Source organism: Escherichia sp. S10b, assembly GCF_028421345.1.
Classification (GTDB): Bacteria; Pseudomonadota; Gammaproteobacteria; order Enterobacterales; family Enterobacteriaceae; genus ECMA0423.
Genome location: NZ_JAHZSO010000166.1, coordinates 126865 through 142476 on the forward strand (window position 1 = coordinate 126865; position 15612 = coordinate 142476).

The window sequence follows — 15612 nt, forward strand, 5'->3', positions numbered from 1 at the left end:
AGCTTCTCGATTCTGCTGTGGCTTTTGCTGCTAGTGTATCAGAATCGCTTTAGTCACGGCACAATAAGGCATAATGGATCAAATGAGTGACCATAAGGGGCGCAAGTGAAACAGGATCTGGCACGCATCGAGCAGTTTCTTGATGCTCTGTGGCTGGAAAAAAATCTGGCTGAAAATACGTTGAACGCTTACCGTCGCGATCTGTCAATGATGGTGGAGTGGTTGCATCACCGCGGGTTGACGCTGGCGACGGCGCAAAGTGACGATTTGCAGGCATTACTGGCAGAACGGCTGGAGGGCGGGTATAAAGCCACCAGCTCAGCGCGTTTGCTGAGTGCAGTGCGCCGATTGTTCCAGTATCTTTATCGCGAAAAGTTTCGTGAAGACGATCCCAGTGCGCATCTCGCTTCACCGAAATTGCCCCAGCGTTTGCCAAAAGATTTAAGCGAAGCGCAGGTCGAACGTTTATTACAGGCACCATTAATTGATCAGCCACTGGAGCTACGCGATAAAGCCATGCTTGAAGTGTTGTATGCTACCGGGCTGCGTGTCTCTGAACTGGTCGGACTGACAATGAGTGATATCAGCCTGCGTCAGGGCGTAGTGCGGGTCATTGGTAAAGGCAACAAAGAGCGCCTGGTACCGTTAGGTGAAGAGGCGGTTTACTGGCTGGAAACCTATCTGGAACATGGGCGTCCGTGGCTGCTGAATGGTGTGTCAATTGACGTGTTGTTTCCCAGCCAGCGTGCGCAGCAGATGACGCGACAGACCTTCTGGCACCGCATTAAACATTATGCTGTGCTGGCGGGTATCGACAGCGAAAAGCTGTCACCGCATGTGTTGCGTCACGCTTTTGCCACTCATTTATTAAATCATGGTGCGGATTTACGCGTGGTGCAGATGCTACTGGGCCACAGCGATCTTTCCACCACGCAAATTTATACGCATGTCGCTACCGAGCGTCTGCGGCAACTTCATCAACAGCATCACCCGCGGGCGTGATGTCTGAAAAGAACGGGAAGATTTATGAAGAAAGGTTTTATGTTGTTTACTTTGTTAGCGGCGTTTTCAGGTTTTGCTCAGGCTGATGACGCGGCAATTCAACAAACGTTAGCCAAAATGGGCATCAAAAGCAGCGATATTCAGCCCGCGCCCGTAGCTGGCATGAAGACAGTTCTGACTAACAGCGGCGTGTTGTACATCACCGATGATGGTAAACATATCATTCAGGGGCCAATGTATGACGTTAGCGGCACGGCTCCGGTCAATGTCACCAATAAGATGCTGTTAAAGCAGTTGAATGCGCTTGAAAAAGAGATGATCGTTTATAAAGCGCCGCAGGAAAAACACGTCATCACCGTGTTTACTGATATTACCTGTGGTTACTGCCACAAACTGCATGAGCAAATGGCAGACTATAACGCGCTGGGGATCACCGTGCGTTATCTTGCTTTCCCGCGCCAGGGGCTGGACAGCGATGCAGAGAAAGAAATGAAAGCTATCTGGTGTGCGAAAGATAAAAACAAAGCGTTTGATGATGTGATGGCAGGTAAAAGCGTCGCACCAGCCAGCTGCGACGTGGATATTGCCGACCATTACGCACTTGGCGTCCAGCTTGGCGTTAGCGGTACTCCGGCAGTTGTGCTGAGCAATGGCACACTTGTTCCGGGTTACCAGCCGCCGAAAGAGATGAAAGAATTCCTTGACGAACACCAAAAAATGACCAGCGGTAAATAATTCGCGTGAAACAACAGATACAACTTCGTCGCCGTGAAGTCGATGAAACGGCAGACTTGCCCGCTGAATTGCCTCCCTTGCTGCGCCGTTTATACGCCAGCCGGGGCGTGCGCAGTGCGCAAGAACTGGAACGCAGTGTTAAAGGTATGTTGCCCTGGCAGCAACTGAGCGGCGTCGAAAAGGCCGTTGAGATCCTTTACAACGCTTTTCGCGAAGGAACGCGGATTATTGTGGTCGGTGATTTCGACGCCGACGGCGCGACCAGCACGGCTCTAAGCGTGCTGGCGATGCGCTCGCTTGGTTGCAGCAATATCGACTACCTGGTACCAAACCGTTTCGAAGACGGTTACGGCTTAAGCCCGGAAGTGGTCGATCAGGCCCATGCCCGTGGCGCGCAGTTAATTGTCACGGTGGATAACGGTATTTCCTCCCATGCGGGGGTTGTACACGCTCGCTCGTTGGGCATTCCGGTTATTGTTACCGATCACCATTTGCCAGGCGAAACATTACCCGCGGCGGAAGCGATCATTAACCCTAACTTGCGCGACTGTAATTTCCCGTCGAAATCACTGGCAGGCGTGGGTGTGGCGTTTTATCTGATGCTGGCGCTGCGCACCTTTTTGCGCGATCAGGGCTGGTTTGATGAGCGTGGCATCGCAATTCCTAACCTGGCAGAACTGCTGGATCTGGTCGCGCTGGGAACAGTGGCGGACGTCGTGCCGCTGGACGCTAATAATCGCATTCTGACCTGGCAGGGGATGAGTCGCATCCGTGCCGGAAAGTGCCGTCCAGGGATTAAAGCGCTGCTGGAAGTGGCAAACCGTGATGCACAAAAACTCGCCGCCAGCGATTTAGGTTTTGCGCTGGGGCCACGTCTCAATGCTGCCGGACGACTGGACGATATGTCCGTCGGTGTGGCGCTCTTGCTGTGCGACAACATCGGCGAAGCGCGCGTGCTGGCAAATGAACTCGATGCGCTAAACCAGACGCGAAAAGAGATCGAACAAGGAATGCAAGTTGAAGCCCTGACCCTGTGCGAGAAACTGGAGCGAAGTCGCGACACGCTACCCGGCGGGCTGGCAATGTATCACCCCGAATGGCATCAGGGCGTTGTCGGTATTCTGGCTTCGCGCATCAAAGAGCGTTTTCACCGTCCGGTTATCGCCTTTGCGCCAGCAGGTGATGGTACGCTGAAAGGTTCAGGTCGCTCCATTCAGGGGCTGCATATGCGTGATGCACTGGAGCGATTAGACACACTCTACCCTGGCATGATACTGAAGTTTGGCGGTCATGCGATGGCGGCGGGTTTGTCGCTGGAAGAGGATAAATTCGAACTCTTTCAACAACGGTTTGGCGAACTGGTTACAGAGTGGCTGGACCCTTCGCTATTGCAAGGCGAAGTGGTGTCAGACGGTCCGTTAAGCCCGGCCGAAATGACCATGGAAGTGGCGCAGTTGCTGCGCGATGCTGGCCCGTGGGGGCAGATGTTCCCGGAGCCGCTGTTTGACGGTCATTTCCGTCTGCTGCAACAGCGGCTGGTGGGCGAACGTCATTTGAAGGTGATGGTCGAACCGGTCGGCGGCGGTCCGCTGCTGGATGGTATTGCTTTTAATGTCGATACCGCCCTCTGGCCGGATAACGGCGTGCGCGAAGTGCAACTGGCTTACAAGCTCGATATCAACGAGTTTCGCGGCAACCGCAGCCTGCAAATTATCATCGACAATATCTGGCCAATTTAGCGTCATCTTCTCTATAAAAAAGAGCGTGGATTGGGTACAATCCCGCTCTTATCACCGCATTTTGACTAGCTCAATAAAAGAAATCAGACCATGTTTGAAATTAATCCGGTAAATAATCGCATTCAGGACCTCACGGAACGCTCCGACGTTCTTAGGGGGTATCTTTGACTACGACGCCAAGAAAGAGCGTCTGGAAGAAGTAAACGCCGAGCTGGAACAGCCGGATGTCTGGAACGAACCCGAACGCGCACAGGCGCTGGGTAAAGAGCGTTCCTCCCTCGAAGCCGTTGTCGACACCCTCGACCAAATGAAACAGGGGCTGGAAGATGTTTCTGGTCTGCTGGAACTGGCTGTAGAAGCTGACGACGAAGAAACCTTTAACGAAGCCGTTGCTGAACTCGACGCCCTGGAAGAAAAACTGGCGCAGCTTGAGTTCCGCCGTATGTTCTCTGGCGAATATGACAGCGCCGACTGCTACCTCGATATTCAGGCGGGGTCTGGCGGTACGGAAGCACAGGACTGGGCGAGCATGCTTGAGCGTATGTATCTGCGCTGGGCAGAATCGCGTGGTTTCAAAACTGAAATCATCGAAGAGTCGGAAGGTGAAGTGGCGGGTATTAAATCCGTGACGATCAAAATCTCCGGCGATTACGCTTACGGCTGGCTGCGTACAGAAACTGGCGTTCACCGCCTGGTGCGTAAAAGCCCGTTTGACTCCGGCGGTCGTCGCCACACATCGTTCAGCTCTGCGTTTGTTTACCCGGAAGTTGATGATGATATTGATATCGAAATCAACCCGGCGGATCTGCGCATTGACGTTTATCGCGCGTCCGGCGCGGGCGGTCAGCACGTTAACCGTACCGAATCTGCGGTGCGTATTACCCACATCCCAACCGGGATCGTGACCCAATGCCAGAACGACCGTTCCCAGCACAAGAACAAAGACCAGGCCATGAAGCAGATGAAAGCGAAGCTTTATGAACTGGAGATGCAGAAGAAAAATGCCGAGAAACAGGCGATGGAAGATAACAAATCCGACATCGGCTGGGGCAGCCAGATTCGTTCTTATGTCCTTGATGACTCCCGCATTAAAGATCTGCGTACCGGGGTAGAAACCCGCAACACGCAGGCCGTGCTGGACGGCAGCCTGGATCAATTTATCGAAGCAAGTTTGAAAGCAGGGTTATGAGGAACCAACATGTCTGAACAACACGCACAGGGCGCTGACGCGGTAGTCGATCTTAACAATGAACTGAAAACGCGTCGTGAGAAGCTGGCGAACCTGCGCGAGCAGGGGATTGCCTTCCCGAACGATTTCCGTCGCGATCATACCTCTGACCAATTGCACGCAGAATTCGACGGTAAAGAGAACGAAGAACTGGAAGCGCTGAACATCGAAGTCGCCGTTGCTGGCCGCATGATGACCCGTCGTATTATGGGTAAAGCGTCTTTCGTTACCCTGCAGGACGTTGGCGGTCGCATTCAGCTGTACGTTGCCCGTGACGATCTGCCGGAAGGCGTTTACAACGAGCAGTTCAAAAAATGGGACCTCGGCGACATCCTCGGCGCGAAAGGTAAACTGTTCAAAACCAAAACCGGCGAACTGTCTATCCACTGTACCGAGCTGCGTCTGCTGACCAAAGCACTGCGTCCGCTGCCGGATAAATTCCACGGCTTGCAGGATCAGGAAGCGCGCTATCGTCAGCGTTATTTGGATCTCATCTCTAACGATGAATCCCGTAACACCTTTAAAGTACGCTCGCAGATCCTCTCTGGTATTCGCCAGTTCATGGTGAACCGCGGCTTTATGGAAGTTGAAACGCCGATGATGCAGGTGATCCCTGGCGGTGCCGCTGCGCGTCCGTTTATCACCCACCATAACGCGCTGGATCTCGACATGTACCTGCGTATCGCGCCGGAACTGTACCTCAAGCGTCTGGTGGTCGGTGGCTTCGAGCGTGTATTCGAAATCAACCGTAACTTCCGTAACGAAGGTATCTCCGTACGTCATAACCCAGAGTTCACCATGATGGAACTCTACATGGCTTACGCAGATTACAAAGATCTGATCGAGCTGACCGAATCGCTGTTCCGTACTCTGGCACAGGATATTCTCGGTAAGACGGAAGTGACCTACGGCGACGTGACGCTGGACTTCGGTAAACCGTTCGAAAAACTGACCATGCGTGAAGCGATCAAGAAATATCGCCCGGAAACCGACATGGCGGATCTGGATAACTTCGACTCTGCGAAAGCGATTGCTGAATCTATCGGTATCCACGTTGAGAAGAGCTGGGGTCTGGGCCGTATCGTTACCGAGATCTTCGAAGAAGTGGCAGAAGCACATCTGATTCAGCCGACCTTCATTACTGAATATCCGGCAGAAGTTTCTCCGCTGGCGCGTCGTAACGACATTAACCCGGAAATCACAGACCGCTTTGAGTTCTTCATCGGTGGTCGTGAAATCGGTAACGGCTTTAGCGAGCTGAATGACGCGGAAGATCAGGCGCAACGCTTCCTGGATCAGGTTGCCGCGAAAGACGCAGGTGACGACGAAGCGATGTTCTACGATGAAGATTACGTCACCGCACTGGAACACGGCTTACCGCCGACAGCAGGTCTGGGAATTGGTATCGACCGTATGGTAATGCTGTTCACCAACAGCCATACCATCCGCGACGTTATTCTGTTCCCGGCGATGCGTCCAGTAAAATAAGCATTACGTTATGCTCATAACCCCGGCAAATGTCGGGGTTTTTTAATTGTGCTGCGCGAAAGCAGACAACAATTTTCTTGCTTCACTATTGGCTGCCTGCATTACCATCCACGGACTGAACGCCCACGGCGTGGCATCAATACCGTGTAATACATCTGCTAAATCACACCATTGATAATCCATCACTTCATCATCGTTGATCTGTAACGCACTGTTGGTGCGTGCGGCAAATACCGGACACACTTCATTTTCCACAATGCCATTCGGATCGGTGGCGCGATAGCGAAAGTCAGGATAGATAGATTCAGGAGGCGTAATTTCCACGCCAAGCTCATAACGGCAACGGCGGATCACTGCGTCTTCGTTGCTTTCTCCCAGTTGTGGGTGCCCACAAACCGAGTTAGTCCACACGCCAGGCCATGCTTTTTTGCTCAGTGCGCGGCGGGTAACTAATAATTGCCCCTTGGCATTAAACAGCCAACTGGAGAACGCGAGATGTAAGAGGGTGTCTGCCGTGTGTGCGGCATACTTTTCCAGCGTACCCGTGGGAACTCCCTGTGCATTCAATAAAATGACGTGTTCCGTTTGCATAATTTCTCACATGTAATTCTGATCACTCATCATTATAGATAATTGAAGAGTGAAATGATTAACCAAGTGAGCGTTTATCGACAACCGCCCGTTTTGAGCGGATGCCGACAGGTAAAAACCATTTAAAAAAGTAGCATCATATATTTGAAGCGACTTTCAATGGCCATTGCAACACAGTCAGAAATGACAGGAATAGAGAGAGTAAAAAGCAACAGCAGACTGAATATAGCGCGCATTAAAAGATTCATATTATTCTCCATGCTCATTTTTCTTCAGCTTGCGCATCAGAAGCCACATACGTACTGTCCTGACTTTTAAATCTTTATCAGAGACGGATTCCTTCACCAGGTCAGCATGATGCTGATAGCCATTAAAGAAGACGTTCAGCACAACGGCGCTAAGGGTTGCGAGCATAATGCCGCTATGTAGCAGCGGTTGCAGTACGGCCGGTAACTTAGAAAAGAAATCGTGAGAGAGCGTCGGAGTCATGCCAACGCCGAGACTGATCGCCACAATATAGAGGTTGTAACGGTTGGTGGTGTAGTTACAGCGCGACAGAATTCGAATCCCTGTCGCCAGTACCATGCCGAACATCACCAGCCCAGCGCCGCCCAGCACAAATTGCGGAATGGAGGCGACCAGCACCGCCATTTTTGGCACCATGCCAAACAGGATTAATATAATTCCCGAAGAAATACACACCCAGCGGCTATGAACGCGCGTCACGCTAACCAGGCCAACGTTTTGTGAAAATGACGTGTGGGGGAAGCTGTTAAACGTTCCGCCTATCATTGTCCCTACGCCATCGACACGCAGCCCGCGAATAATATCGTGTGAAGAGAGTTTACGACCAACTATTTCACCCAGTGCCAGGAACATCCCCATCGACTCGATAAACACGATGATTAACACGGCAGTCATGGTCAGAATGGAAACGGGATCAAAAATCGGCATACCAAACGACATCGGGGTGACAATCGCAAACCACGAGGCATCATGTAGCCCGGATAAATTGACTTCATTCATCATCCACGAAAGTAAAAAGCCAAATACAATCCCCAGTAATACGGCGACGTTGGACATAAATCCTTTCGCATAGCGAGTAATGAGCAAGATAAAAATTAAGACGGCAAAGGAGATACCTAAATAAACGGGATTACCATATTGCGGATTCCCTTTACCTCCGGCGGCCCAGTCAATACCCACCTGAATGATGCTAAGCCCGATAGAAGTAATAACCACACCGGTAACCAGTGGCGGGAATAAAGGCATCAAGCGACCGATAAGTGGCGCTAATAATGTGGTGATAAAACCCGCGGCGATAGTGGCACCAAATATCCCCAGCAGGCCGATATCCGGGTTCATCCCAATAGCTATCATTGGTGTTACAGCAGCAAAGGTCACCGACATAATCACCGGCAGGCGGATCCCCATAAAGCGGCCGATACCGATACATTGCAATAATGTGACGATCCCGCAGCAAAAGAGATCCGAGCTAATGAGCATCGCAATAGCTTCTTTTGAGAGGCCCAGTCGGTCACCAATCATAAGAGGAACAGCGACTGCACCTGCGTACATGACAAGGACGTGTTGCAGACCGAGTATGATCAGCTTTCCTGGTGATAATATGCGGTCAACCTCATCAGTTGGGCGGTCTTGCCCAGAAGATGAGGGAAGTTGGGAATCTATGGCGCTCATCAGTGTTTCTCCTTTCGCCCGCCAGAGTAAAAAGCAACCGTTTACGTTAATGAAACTGTCTAAACACATGCTCGTGGAGTGCCAGTTTTTGCGAGGAAGGGGAGTTAGAGACAGGAATTGCGGAGGCAATCACATAATCGTGCTTAAACCACGAAAATGACAAGAGAACCTGACAATGGAATTATCTGTAATTTTCTCATATTGATATTTCATTAATCATTCTGGCATGTCGCACTCTCGCATTTAATCGTTTTTATCTGGATAGCGCTCTTTTGATCGGCAATGTTGAAATAATGAAAGCGGCATAGATTGAGGGGCAATAATTTGAACTCAGTCGCAAAATTATAATTAAAACGGTCATGCTACCTAATATATGCCCGTTTATTGCATCGCGAAATTTGAGAAGACATAACTCATTAAATGAAAGGGATGCAAATGAATAAGTTTATCGCTGCTGAAGCTGCGGAATGTATAGGCTGTCATGCTTGTGAAATTGCCTGTGCGGTGGCACACAATCAAGAAAACTGGCCGCTGAGTCACAGTGACTTTAGACCGCGTATCCACGTTGTAGGGAAAGGCCAGGCTGCGAATCCGGTGGCCTGCCATCACTGCAACAATGCCCCTTGCGTTACGGCTTGTCCGGTTAATGCTCTGACTTTCCAGTCCGATAGCGTACAACTGGACGAGCAAAAATGTATTGGTTGTAAAAGATGCGCAATCGCTTGCCCCTTTGGCGTCGTTGAGATGGTCGATACGATTGCGCAGAAATGCGACCTTTGTAACCAGCGCAGTTCTGGCACGCAAGCCTGTATTGAAGTCTGCCCAACACAGGCGTTACGACTGATGGACGATAAAGGGTTACAGCAGATAAAGGTGGCCCGCCAGCGCAAAACGGCAGCAGGAAAAGCGTCATCAGTCGCTCAGCCATCTCGCAGTGCAGCGTTGCTCCCCGTTAACTCGCGTAAAGGCGCAGATAAAATTTCAGCAAGTGAACGGAAAAACCACTTTGGCGAAATCTATTGCGGGCTGGATCCACTGCAAGCGACTTATGAGAGTGACCGCTGTGTTTATTGTGCCGAAAAAGCTAACTGCAACTGGCATTGCCCGCTGCATAACGCTATTCCGGATTACATCCGTCTGGTACAGGAGGGAAAGATTATTGAAGCGGCAGAACTTTGCCACCAGACCAGTTCCTTACCAGAAATCTGCGGCAGGGTATGTCCACAGGACCGTCTTTGTGAAGGCGCATGTACTTTGAAAGATCACTCTGGCGCAGTCACTATCGGTAATCTGGAACGCTACATCACCGATACCGCGCTGGCGATGGGCTGGCGTCCCGATGTCAGCAAAGTTGTTCCCCGTAGCGAAAAAGTGGCGGTGATTGGCGCTGGGCCAGCAGGGTTAGGGTGTGCTGATATTCTGGCGCGCGCAGGAGTTCAGGTTGATGTCTTTGATCGCCATCCAGAAATTGGCGGTATGCTGACTTTTGGCATTCCTCCTTTCAAACTCGATAAAACGGTATTAAGCCAGCGGCGAGAGATATTCACCGCAATGGGAATCGACTTTCATCTCAACTGTGAAATTGGCCGCGATATTACCTTTAGCGATTTAACTTCTGAATATGATGCAGTTTTCATCGGCGTGGGGACTTACGGGATGATGCGAGCAGATCTGCCGCATGAAGATGCGCCCGGTGTCATTCAGGCTCTACCGTTCCTGACTGCCCATACCCGCCAGCTCATGGGATTGCCGGAGTCTGAAGAGTATCCGCTGACGGACGTGGAAGGTAAGCGAGTCGTGGTATTGGGCGGTGGCGATACGACAATGGATTGTTTGCGGACTTCCATCCGCCTCAATGCCGCCAGCGTGACCTGCGCGTATCGTCGTGATGAAGTCAGTATGCCGGGCTCGCGCAAAGAGGTGGTTAATGCGCGCGAGGAAGGTGTCGAGTTTCAGTTCAATGTTCAACCGCAATATATCGCTTGTGACGAAGATGGGCGTTTAACTGCGGTGGGCCTGATTCGTACCGCCATGGGTGAGCCGGGGCCGGATGGTCGCCGTCGTCCTCGTGCGGTTGCGGGTTCAGAGTTTGAATTGCCCGCCGATGTTCTGATTATGGCCTTTGGTTTCCAGGCGCATGCCATGCCGTGGTTGCAGGGCAGCGGAATTAAACTCGATAAATGGGGCCTGATTCAAACCGGTGACGTCGGGTATTTACCTACCCAGACGCATCTGAAAAAAGTCTTTGCTGGTGGTGATGCAGTTCATGGCGCGGATCTGGTTGTCACTGCAATGGCCGCAGGAAGGCAGGCGGCGCGCGATATGTTAACTCTGTTTGATACGAAGGCATCGTGATGAAATCGTTAATTATCGTTAATCCGGCTGACTGTATTGGCTGCCGTACTTGTGAAGTAGCCTGTGTGGTCGCTCACCCTCCAGAACAGGAGTTGAATGCCGATGTCTTTTTACCCCGGCTGAAGGTACAGCGACTGGACAGCATCAGTGCGCCGGTGATGTGCCATCAGTGTGAAAACGCCCCTTGTGTTGGCGCTTGCCCCGTGGGGGCGCTGACGATGGGCGAGCAGGTGGTGCAGACCAATTCTGCCCGTTGTATTGGCTGTCAGAGTTGCGTCAGTGCGTGCCCGTTTGGAATGATCTCCATTCAGTCGTTGCCGGGGGATACCCGACAACAAATTGTGAAATGCGATCTCTGTGAACAGCGGGAAGAGGGGCCAGCCTGTGTTGAATCTTGCCCGACACAGGCGCTGCAGTTGCTTACTGAAAGAGAACTCAGGCGAGTCCGCCAGCAGCGTATTGTTGCCAGCGGTGAGAATCCTCTGTGAAAGAAATCTCCGCGCTGAAAGGCGCGGAGAATCTATTAGATTGCCCAACCACCCGCGTAAAATGCGACCAGTGCGGCAGTAATGATCACCGTACCAATATTCAACTTTTGCCATTCGCGAGCAAAGACACGGCCTACGACCAGTGTCACAAAGCCCAGCATAATACCGGTAACGATATTACAAGTCAGAACGATGAACACGGCACACACCAGGCCAGCCATTGCGTCAATAAAATCGTTGAAATCCAGCTTCGAGACGTTACTTAACATCAGCAAACCCACGTACATCAGAGCGGGTGCAGTGGCGTAACCAGGGATCAAAAATGACAGCGGTGATAAGAACAGAATCAGCAGGAATAACGCCCCCACTACGGTTGCGGTCAACCCTGTTTTACCCCCGGCGGCGGTTCCTGCCGCTGATTCGATATAAACCGCTGCGGGCGCTGCGCCCACCAGACCGGAGAATATTGAACTTACTGAGTCACTGGTCAGGGCTTTGCCGCCATTGATGATCTGGTTGTCTTTATCCAACAAATTCGCCTGACCGGCGACGGCACGGATGGTGCCAGTGGCGTCGAACACTGCGGTCATCACCAATGCCAGTACACTCGGAAGTACGGTTGGCTGGAGTGCGCCCATAATATCGAGGCTGAAAATCAGAGACTTACCATCTTCGCCAGTCAGACTTGGCATCGCCACCAGACCGTGGTATTTCACCGCTGGGTCAAAGATTAAGCCGATAATCGAAATTGCGATAATCACCAACAAGATCCCGCCGGGTACGCGGCACTTCTCCAGACCGAAGATGACCGCCAGCCCCAGCAAGCTCATCATCACCGGGAAGGAGGTAAACGCACCGAGCGCCACTGGCAAGCCTTCAATCGGGTTTTTGATAACCATACCCACACCGTTAGCAGCAATCAGCAGCAGAAACAGGCCGATACCGATACCTGTACCGTGAGCGATACCCATCGGTAAATTACGTAAGATCCAGGTACGCACACCGGTTACGGAAATAGCGGTGAAGATGACGCCCATCAGAAAGACCGCGCCCAGTGCGACAGGAACGCTAATTTGTTGCCCGAGTACCAGACTGAATGCGGTAAATGCCGTCAAGGAAATCGCACAACCAATCGCCATTGGCAAATTGGCCCACAACCCCATCAGCAACGAGCCGAAGCCCGCGACCAGACAGGTGGCAACAAACACAGCTGCGGGAGGAAAACCTGCTTTGCCCAGCATTCCCGGAACGACGATAACGGAATAAACCATGGCCAGAAAGGTCGTTAAGCCAGCCAGTACTTCCTGACGAACGGTACTGCCACGAGCGGTAATTTTAAAATAATTATCCAGCGCGCCCTGTGGCTTTGGTGCGTCCGGTGTTTGTAGGATGTCTCCAGACATAATGATGTCCTCACGAGGATGTTAAAGTTTTATTATTAGTTGCGTTCGTACACCAGACGACCATCAACGTAGGTGCGGTAGATCGAACGGTCATCGCCCAACGTCATCATCACGAACAATTTGTCGACTAAAGAAACAGAGTTGTCATAGCGCAGCTGCTGTAGCGGAGTGGCGGTGGGTTCCATCACCACGAAATCAGCCTCTTTGCCAGGTAAAAAGTTGCCAATCAAATCGTCAAGGCCCAGAGATTTCGCTCCGCCGAGCGTGGCCAGGTAAAACGCTTCATATGCCGAGAGGCGATAGCCTTGTAATTGCAATACTTTGTAGGCTTCGTTCAGCGTTTGCAGCATGTTGAAAGTGGTTCCGGCACCGATATCCGTTCCCATGCCCACTTTAACTTTCTTCTGCCATGCTTTTTTCAAGTTGAATAAGCCGCTGCCGAGGTAAAGGTTGGAGGTCGGACAGAAAGCAATGCTGGATTTGGTTTCGCTGAGACGATCCCACTCTTTTTCTTCGAGATGGACGCAGTGAGCAAAGACACAGTTTTTACCGGTCAGGCCGTACTGATGGTAAACATCCAGATAACCATCATGGTCAGGATAAAGCGATTTCACCCAGGCAATTTCATCTTTGTTTTCACAGAGATGGGTATGTACCCACGTATCCGGATATTCTTCTTTCAGGCGTTGCGCCATCGCCATCTGTTCAGGAGATGAGGTCGGGGCGAAGCGTGGCGTAATCGCATATAGCAGACGACCATTTTTGTGCCAGCGTTCAATCAGTTCTTTGCTTTGGTGATAGCTGCTTTCGGCAGTGTCGAGCAGATAATCCGGTGCGTTGCGGTCCATCATCACCTTACCGGCAATCATACGCATATTGATATGACTGGCGGCTTCAAACAGCGCATCAACAGATTGCGGATGAACAGTGCCAAACACCAGCGCCGTGGTGGTTCCGTTACGTAAAAGCTGCTTGATGAAGAATGCCGACATTTCGCGGGCGTACTCTAAATCCTCATAACGACGTTCAGTAGGGAAGGTGTGTTTATTCAACCACTCCAGCAATTGTTCACCATAGGCCCCCACCATTTCACTTTGCGGATAATGGATATGTGTATCGACAAAGCCCGGTACTATCAGTTTGCCGCGATAGTCGCGCACGCGAATAGTGTCAGGAATTTGATGCTTTCCGTCTTCCCATTCGCCAAACCATTCCACTTTTCCCTGTTTAATGAGTAATAAACCATCCTCAATAAACCGCAGCGCAGAGGCAATCTCTTCCGGGTTATCGACCGTACGGGTGACATCAATAAAACTGCCTCGTACCGCTTTCAACGTGTGTTCTCCTGACATCATTGACTCCTTTACTGTTAATCCATCTCTTCCGCTGAGGTAATACCAGGCAGAACGTTTTCCTGTCGGTAGCCACCAGGGAGGATAATATTTAATAAAATCGCAGTTAACCCGCCAGCACAAATAGGGTTTTCAACTAGTACATAAATAGAGGCTGGCAATATTTTAAAAATTTCGGGATCGTAGGAGACGCCAAGTCCTAAACCTAAAGAAGTGGCGACAATAAGTGTTTCTCGGCGCTTTAAACCGTTGGTGATGATTATGCGAATCCCAGCGATGGCAATCATGGAAAACATCAACGTCATTGCGCCTCCCAGAACTGCCGAGGGAATGGTCGTGAAGAAGCCGCCAATCATCGGAAACAAACCGAGGATAACCAGCATTACCGCGATGGTTCGCCCGACATAACGTGAAGCGACGCCAGTCATCTGAATAACCCCATTATTTTGCGCAAACGTGGTTAAGGGTAATGACCCGACAGCGGAGGCGATAACAGAAACCAGACCGTCTGCCAGCACGCCGCCTTTCAGTCGGGACTGATACTCTTCTCCCTGAATGGGTCGGCGGGAAACCATTGCCGTGGCGGTGATATCGCCGACAGCTTCCAGCACGCTAAGCAGATAAATCGTGCCAACCACCAGGAACTGATGGAAGCTAAAACTAAAGCCGTATTTGAACGGATGCGGGATGGTGATTAACGGCAAATTGCGCATACTGCTGAAATCCACCATGCCCAGGCATAACGATGCGATATAGCCGACACATAGCCCAATGGCGATCCCTCCCATGCGTAGCAACGGACTGCGACAGCAGTTAAAGCCGATCACCACAATTAAAACCAATAAACCAACGCCGAGATGTTCGTAATTGCCGAACGTACCGCTGCTTTTGGCTGCAAATCCTCCACCAAAATCGATAATGCCGACTTTAATCAGGCTTAAGCCGATCATCAGTACCACAATACCGCTGACGGTAGGCGTAATAACCCGACGTAAATAGGGCAAGATAAATGAAGATCCGACAACCAGAAATGCGCCAACGAAGGAGACGCCGAGAAGCGACGACATGATTAACTCTTCGTGAAAACCGTCGCTTTTCATGCTGCTGCCCAGCGCAATCATGACCGTAACAAATGAAAAATTGACTGACTGAATTGAGAGTAGGCCAGAACCGACGATGCCGTAGCGGTTTACTTGTAACCAGGTACCAATACCAGAGGCGATCATCGCCATAGAAACAAGATAGGCAGTTGTTTCAGCGGAAAGCTGTAAGGCCGCCCCCACGATTAACGCGGGGGTTACCATCGGAACGAAAATTGCCAACAGATGGGTAATGGCACCAACGAGAGCCTGATGAAAGGGAGGGCGATCCTCCAGTTCAAATATAAGGTCAGAACCTGCATTGTTTATATCAGACATCCCTTCACTCCTTTTAAAGTAAATTTGATCATCTGAATTAGTAAAATAAATTCCCACGAATTTGGGGCGCAGGACGCCTTGAGAACGGCTTATCTCATTTTCGCAGTCACTATTT

Annotated in this window: 14 protein-coding genes; 8 read left to right on the forward strand and 6 right to left on the reverse strand. The window is 51.1% G+C overall.

The genetic code is table 11. The features are described 5' to 3' along the window. Positions 1-105 precede the first annotated feature (105 nt). The 5 genes from xerD to lysS all read left to right on the forward strand — a co-directional run bounded on the left by xerD (position 106) and on the right by lysS (position 6192). Positions 106-1002, forward strand: coding sequence for a site-specific tyrosine recombinase XerD (gene xerD, locus FTE26_RS15735; RefSeq protein ID WP_000806638.1), 897 nt, complete (start codon positions 106-108; stop codon positions 1000-1002). A gap of 24 nt (positions 1003-1026) precedes the next feature. After that, the gene (gene dsbC, locus FTE26_RS15740) at positions 1027-1737 is read left to right on the forward strand and encodes a bifunctional protein-disulfide isomerase/oxidoreductase DsbC (protein WP_000715214.1); all 711 of its coding nucleotides are present in this window, start codon (positions 1027-1029) and stop codon (positions 1735-1737) included. Positions 1738-1742: 5 nt separating this feature from the next. Beyond that, on the forward strand, positions 1743-3476 hold the full coding sequence (recJ, locus tag FTE26_RS15745) for a single-stranded-DNA-specific exonuclease RecJ (protein WP_000813220.1): 1734 nt from the start codon (positions 1743-1745) through the stop codon (positions 3474-3476). A gap of 90 nt (positions 3477-3566) precedes the next feature. Next, positions 3567-4665, forward strand: a protein-coding gene (gene prfB, locus FTE26_RS15750) for a peptide chain release factor 2 (protein ID WP_001701073.1) whose coding sequence is annotated in 2 segments (ribosomal slippage) — positions 3567-3641 and positions 3643-4665 — 1098 coding nt in all. Because the reading frame shifts where the segments join, the coding sequence is not laid out codon by codon here. A gap of 9 nt (positions 4666-4674) precedes the next feature. After that, positions 4675-6192 carry a lysine--tRNA ligase gene (gene lysS / locus FTE26_RS15755; protein WP_000003068.1) on the forward strand — a complete coding sequence of 506 codons (1518 nt, stop codon included), beginning with the start codon at positions 4675-4677 and terminating at the stop codon, positions 6190-6192. 42 nt (positions 6193-6234) lie between these two features. Here lysS and idi read toward each other — a convergent pair whose 3' ends face one another. After that, the gene (gene idi, locus FTE26_RS15760; RefSeq protein ID WP_001192790.1) at positions 6235-6783 is read right to left on the reverse strand and encodes an isopentenyl-diphosphate Delta-isomerase; all 549 of its coding nucleotides are present in this window, start codon (positions 6781-6783) and stop codon (positions 6235-6237) included. A gap of 54 nt (positions 6784-6837) precedes the next feature. Here idi and FTE26_RS15765 point away from each other — a divergent pair, with 54 nt between their 5' ends. Then, positions 6838-6909 (forward strand): protein YqfH, encoded by a 72-nt coding sequence (locus tag FTE26_RS15765; protein WP_120795390.1) that lies wholly within the window; start codon positions 6838-6840, stop codon positions 6907-6909. Here FTE26_RS15765 and yqfG read toward each other — a convergent pair. Both yqfG and uacT read right to left on the reverse strand, forming a co-directional pair. Continuing rightward, positions 6906-7031, reverse strand: coding sequence for a protein YqfG (gene yqfG / locus FTE26_RS15770; RefSeq protein ID WP_001050745.1), 126 nt, complete (start codon positions 7029-7031; stop codon positions 6906-6908). The genes FTE26_RS15765 and yqfG overlap by 4 nt on opposite strands. A gap of 1 nt (position 7032) precedes the next feature. Further along, entirely contained in the window at positions 7033-8481 is a 1449-nt protein-coding gene (uacT, locus tag FTE26_RS15775) for a urate/proton symporter UacT (RefSeq protein ID WP_001295374.1), read from the reverse strand. A 435-nt stretch (positions 8482-8916) separates the two neighbouring features. On the opposite strand from uacT, the gene ygfT reads away from it, so the two are divergent. Both ygfT and FTE26_RS15785 read left to right on the forward strand, forming a co-directional pair. Next, positions 8917-10836, forward strand: a complete 1920-nt coding sequence (gene ygfT, locus FTE26_RS15780; protein WP_001378370.1) for a formate-dependent uric acid utilization protein YgfT — start codon at positions 8917-8919, stop codon at positions 10834-10836. Continuing rightward, positions 10836-11324 carry a 4Fe-4S dicluster domain-containing protein gene (locus tag FTE26_RS15785; protein ID WP_000838404.1) on the forward strand — a complete coding sequence of 163 codons (489 nt, stop codon included), beginning with the start codon at positions 10836-10838 and terminating at the stop codon, positions 11322-11324. The genes ygfT and FTE26_RS15785 overlap by 1 nt, the downstream gene beginning before the upstream one ends. Positions 11325-11359: 35 nt before the next feature. Here FTE26_RS15785 and ghxQ read toward each other — a convergent pair whose 3' ends face one another. The 3 genes from ghxQ to xanQ are packed head-to-tail and all read right to left on the reverse strand — an operon-like array spanning position 11360 to position 15497. Further along, positions 11360-12727, reverse strand: a complete 1368-nt coding sequence (ghxQ, locus tag FTE26_RS15790) for a guanine/hypoxanthine transporter GhxQ (RefSeq protein WP_000012163.1) — start codon at positions 12725-12727, stop codon at positions 11360-11362. A gap of 35 nt (positions 12728-12762) precedes the next feature. Continuing rightward, positions 12763-14079: a guanine deaminase gene (gene guaD, locus FTE26_RS15795; protein ID WP_001295158.1), complete on the reverse strand. Its 1317-nt coding sequence runs from the start codon at positions 14077-14079 to the stop codon at positions 12763-12765. Positions 14080-14096: 17 nt separating this feature from the next. Then, a complete protein-coding gene (gene xanQ / locus FTE26_RS15800) occupies positions 14097-15497 on the reverse strand; it encodes a xanthine/proton symporter XanQ (protein ID WP_001280215.1) in 1401 nt (466 codons plus the stop codon). Between the last annotated feature and the right edge of the window lie 115 nt (positions 15498-15612).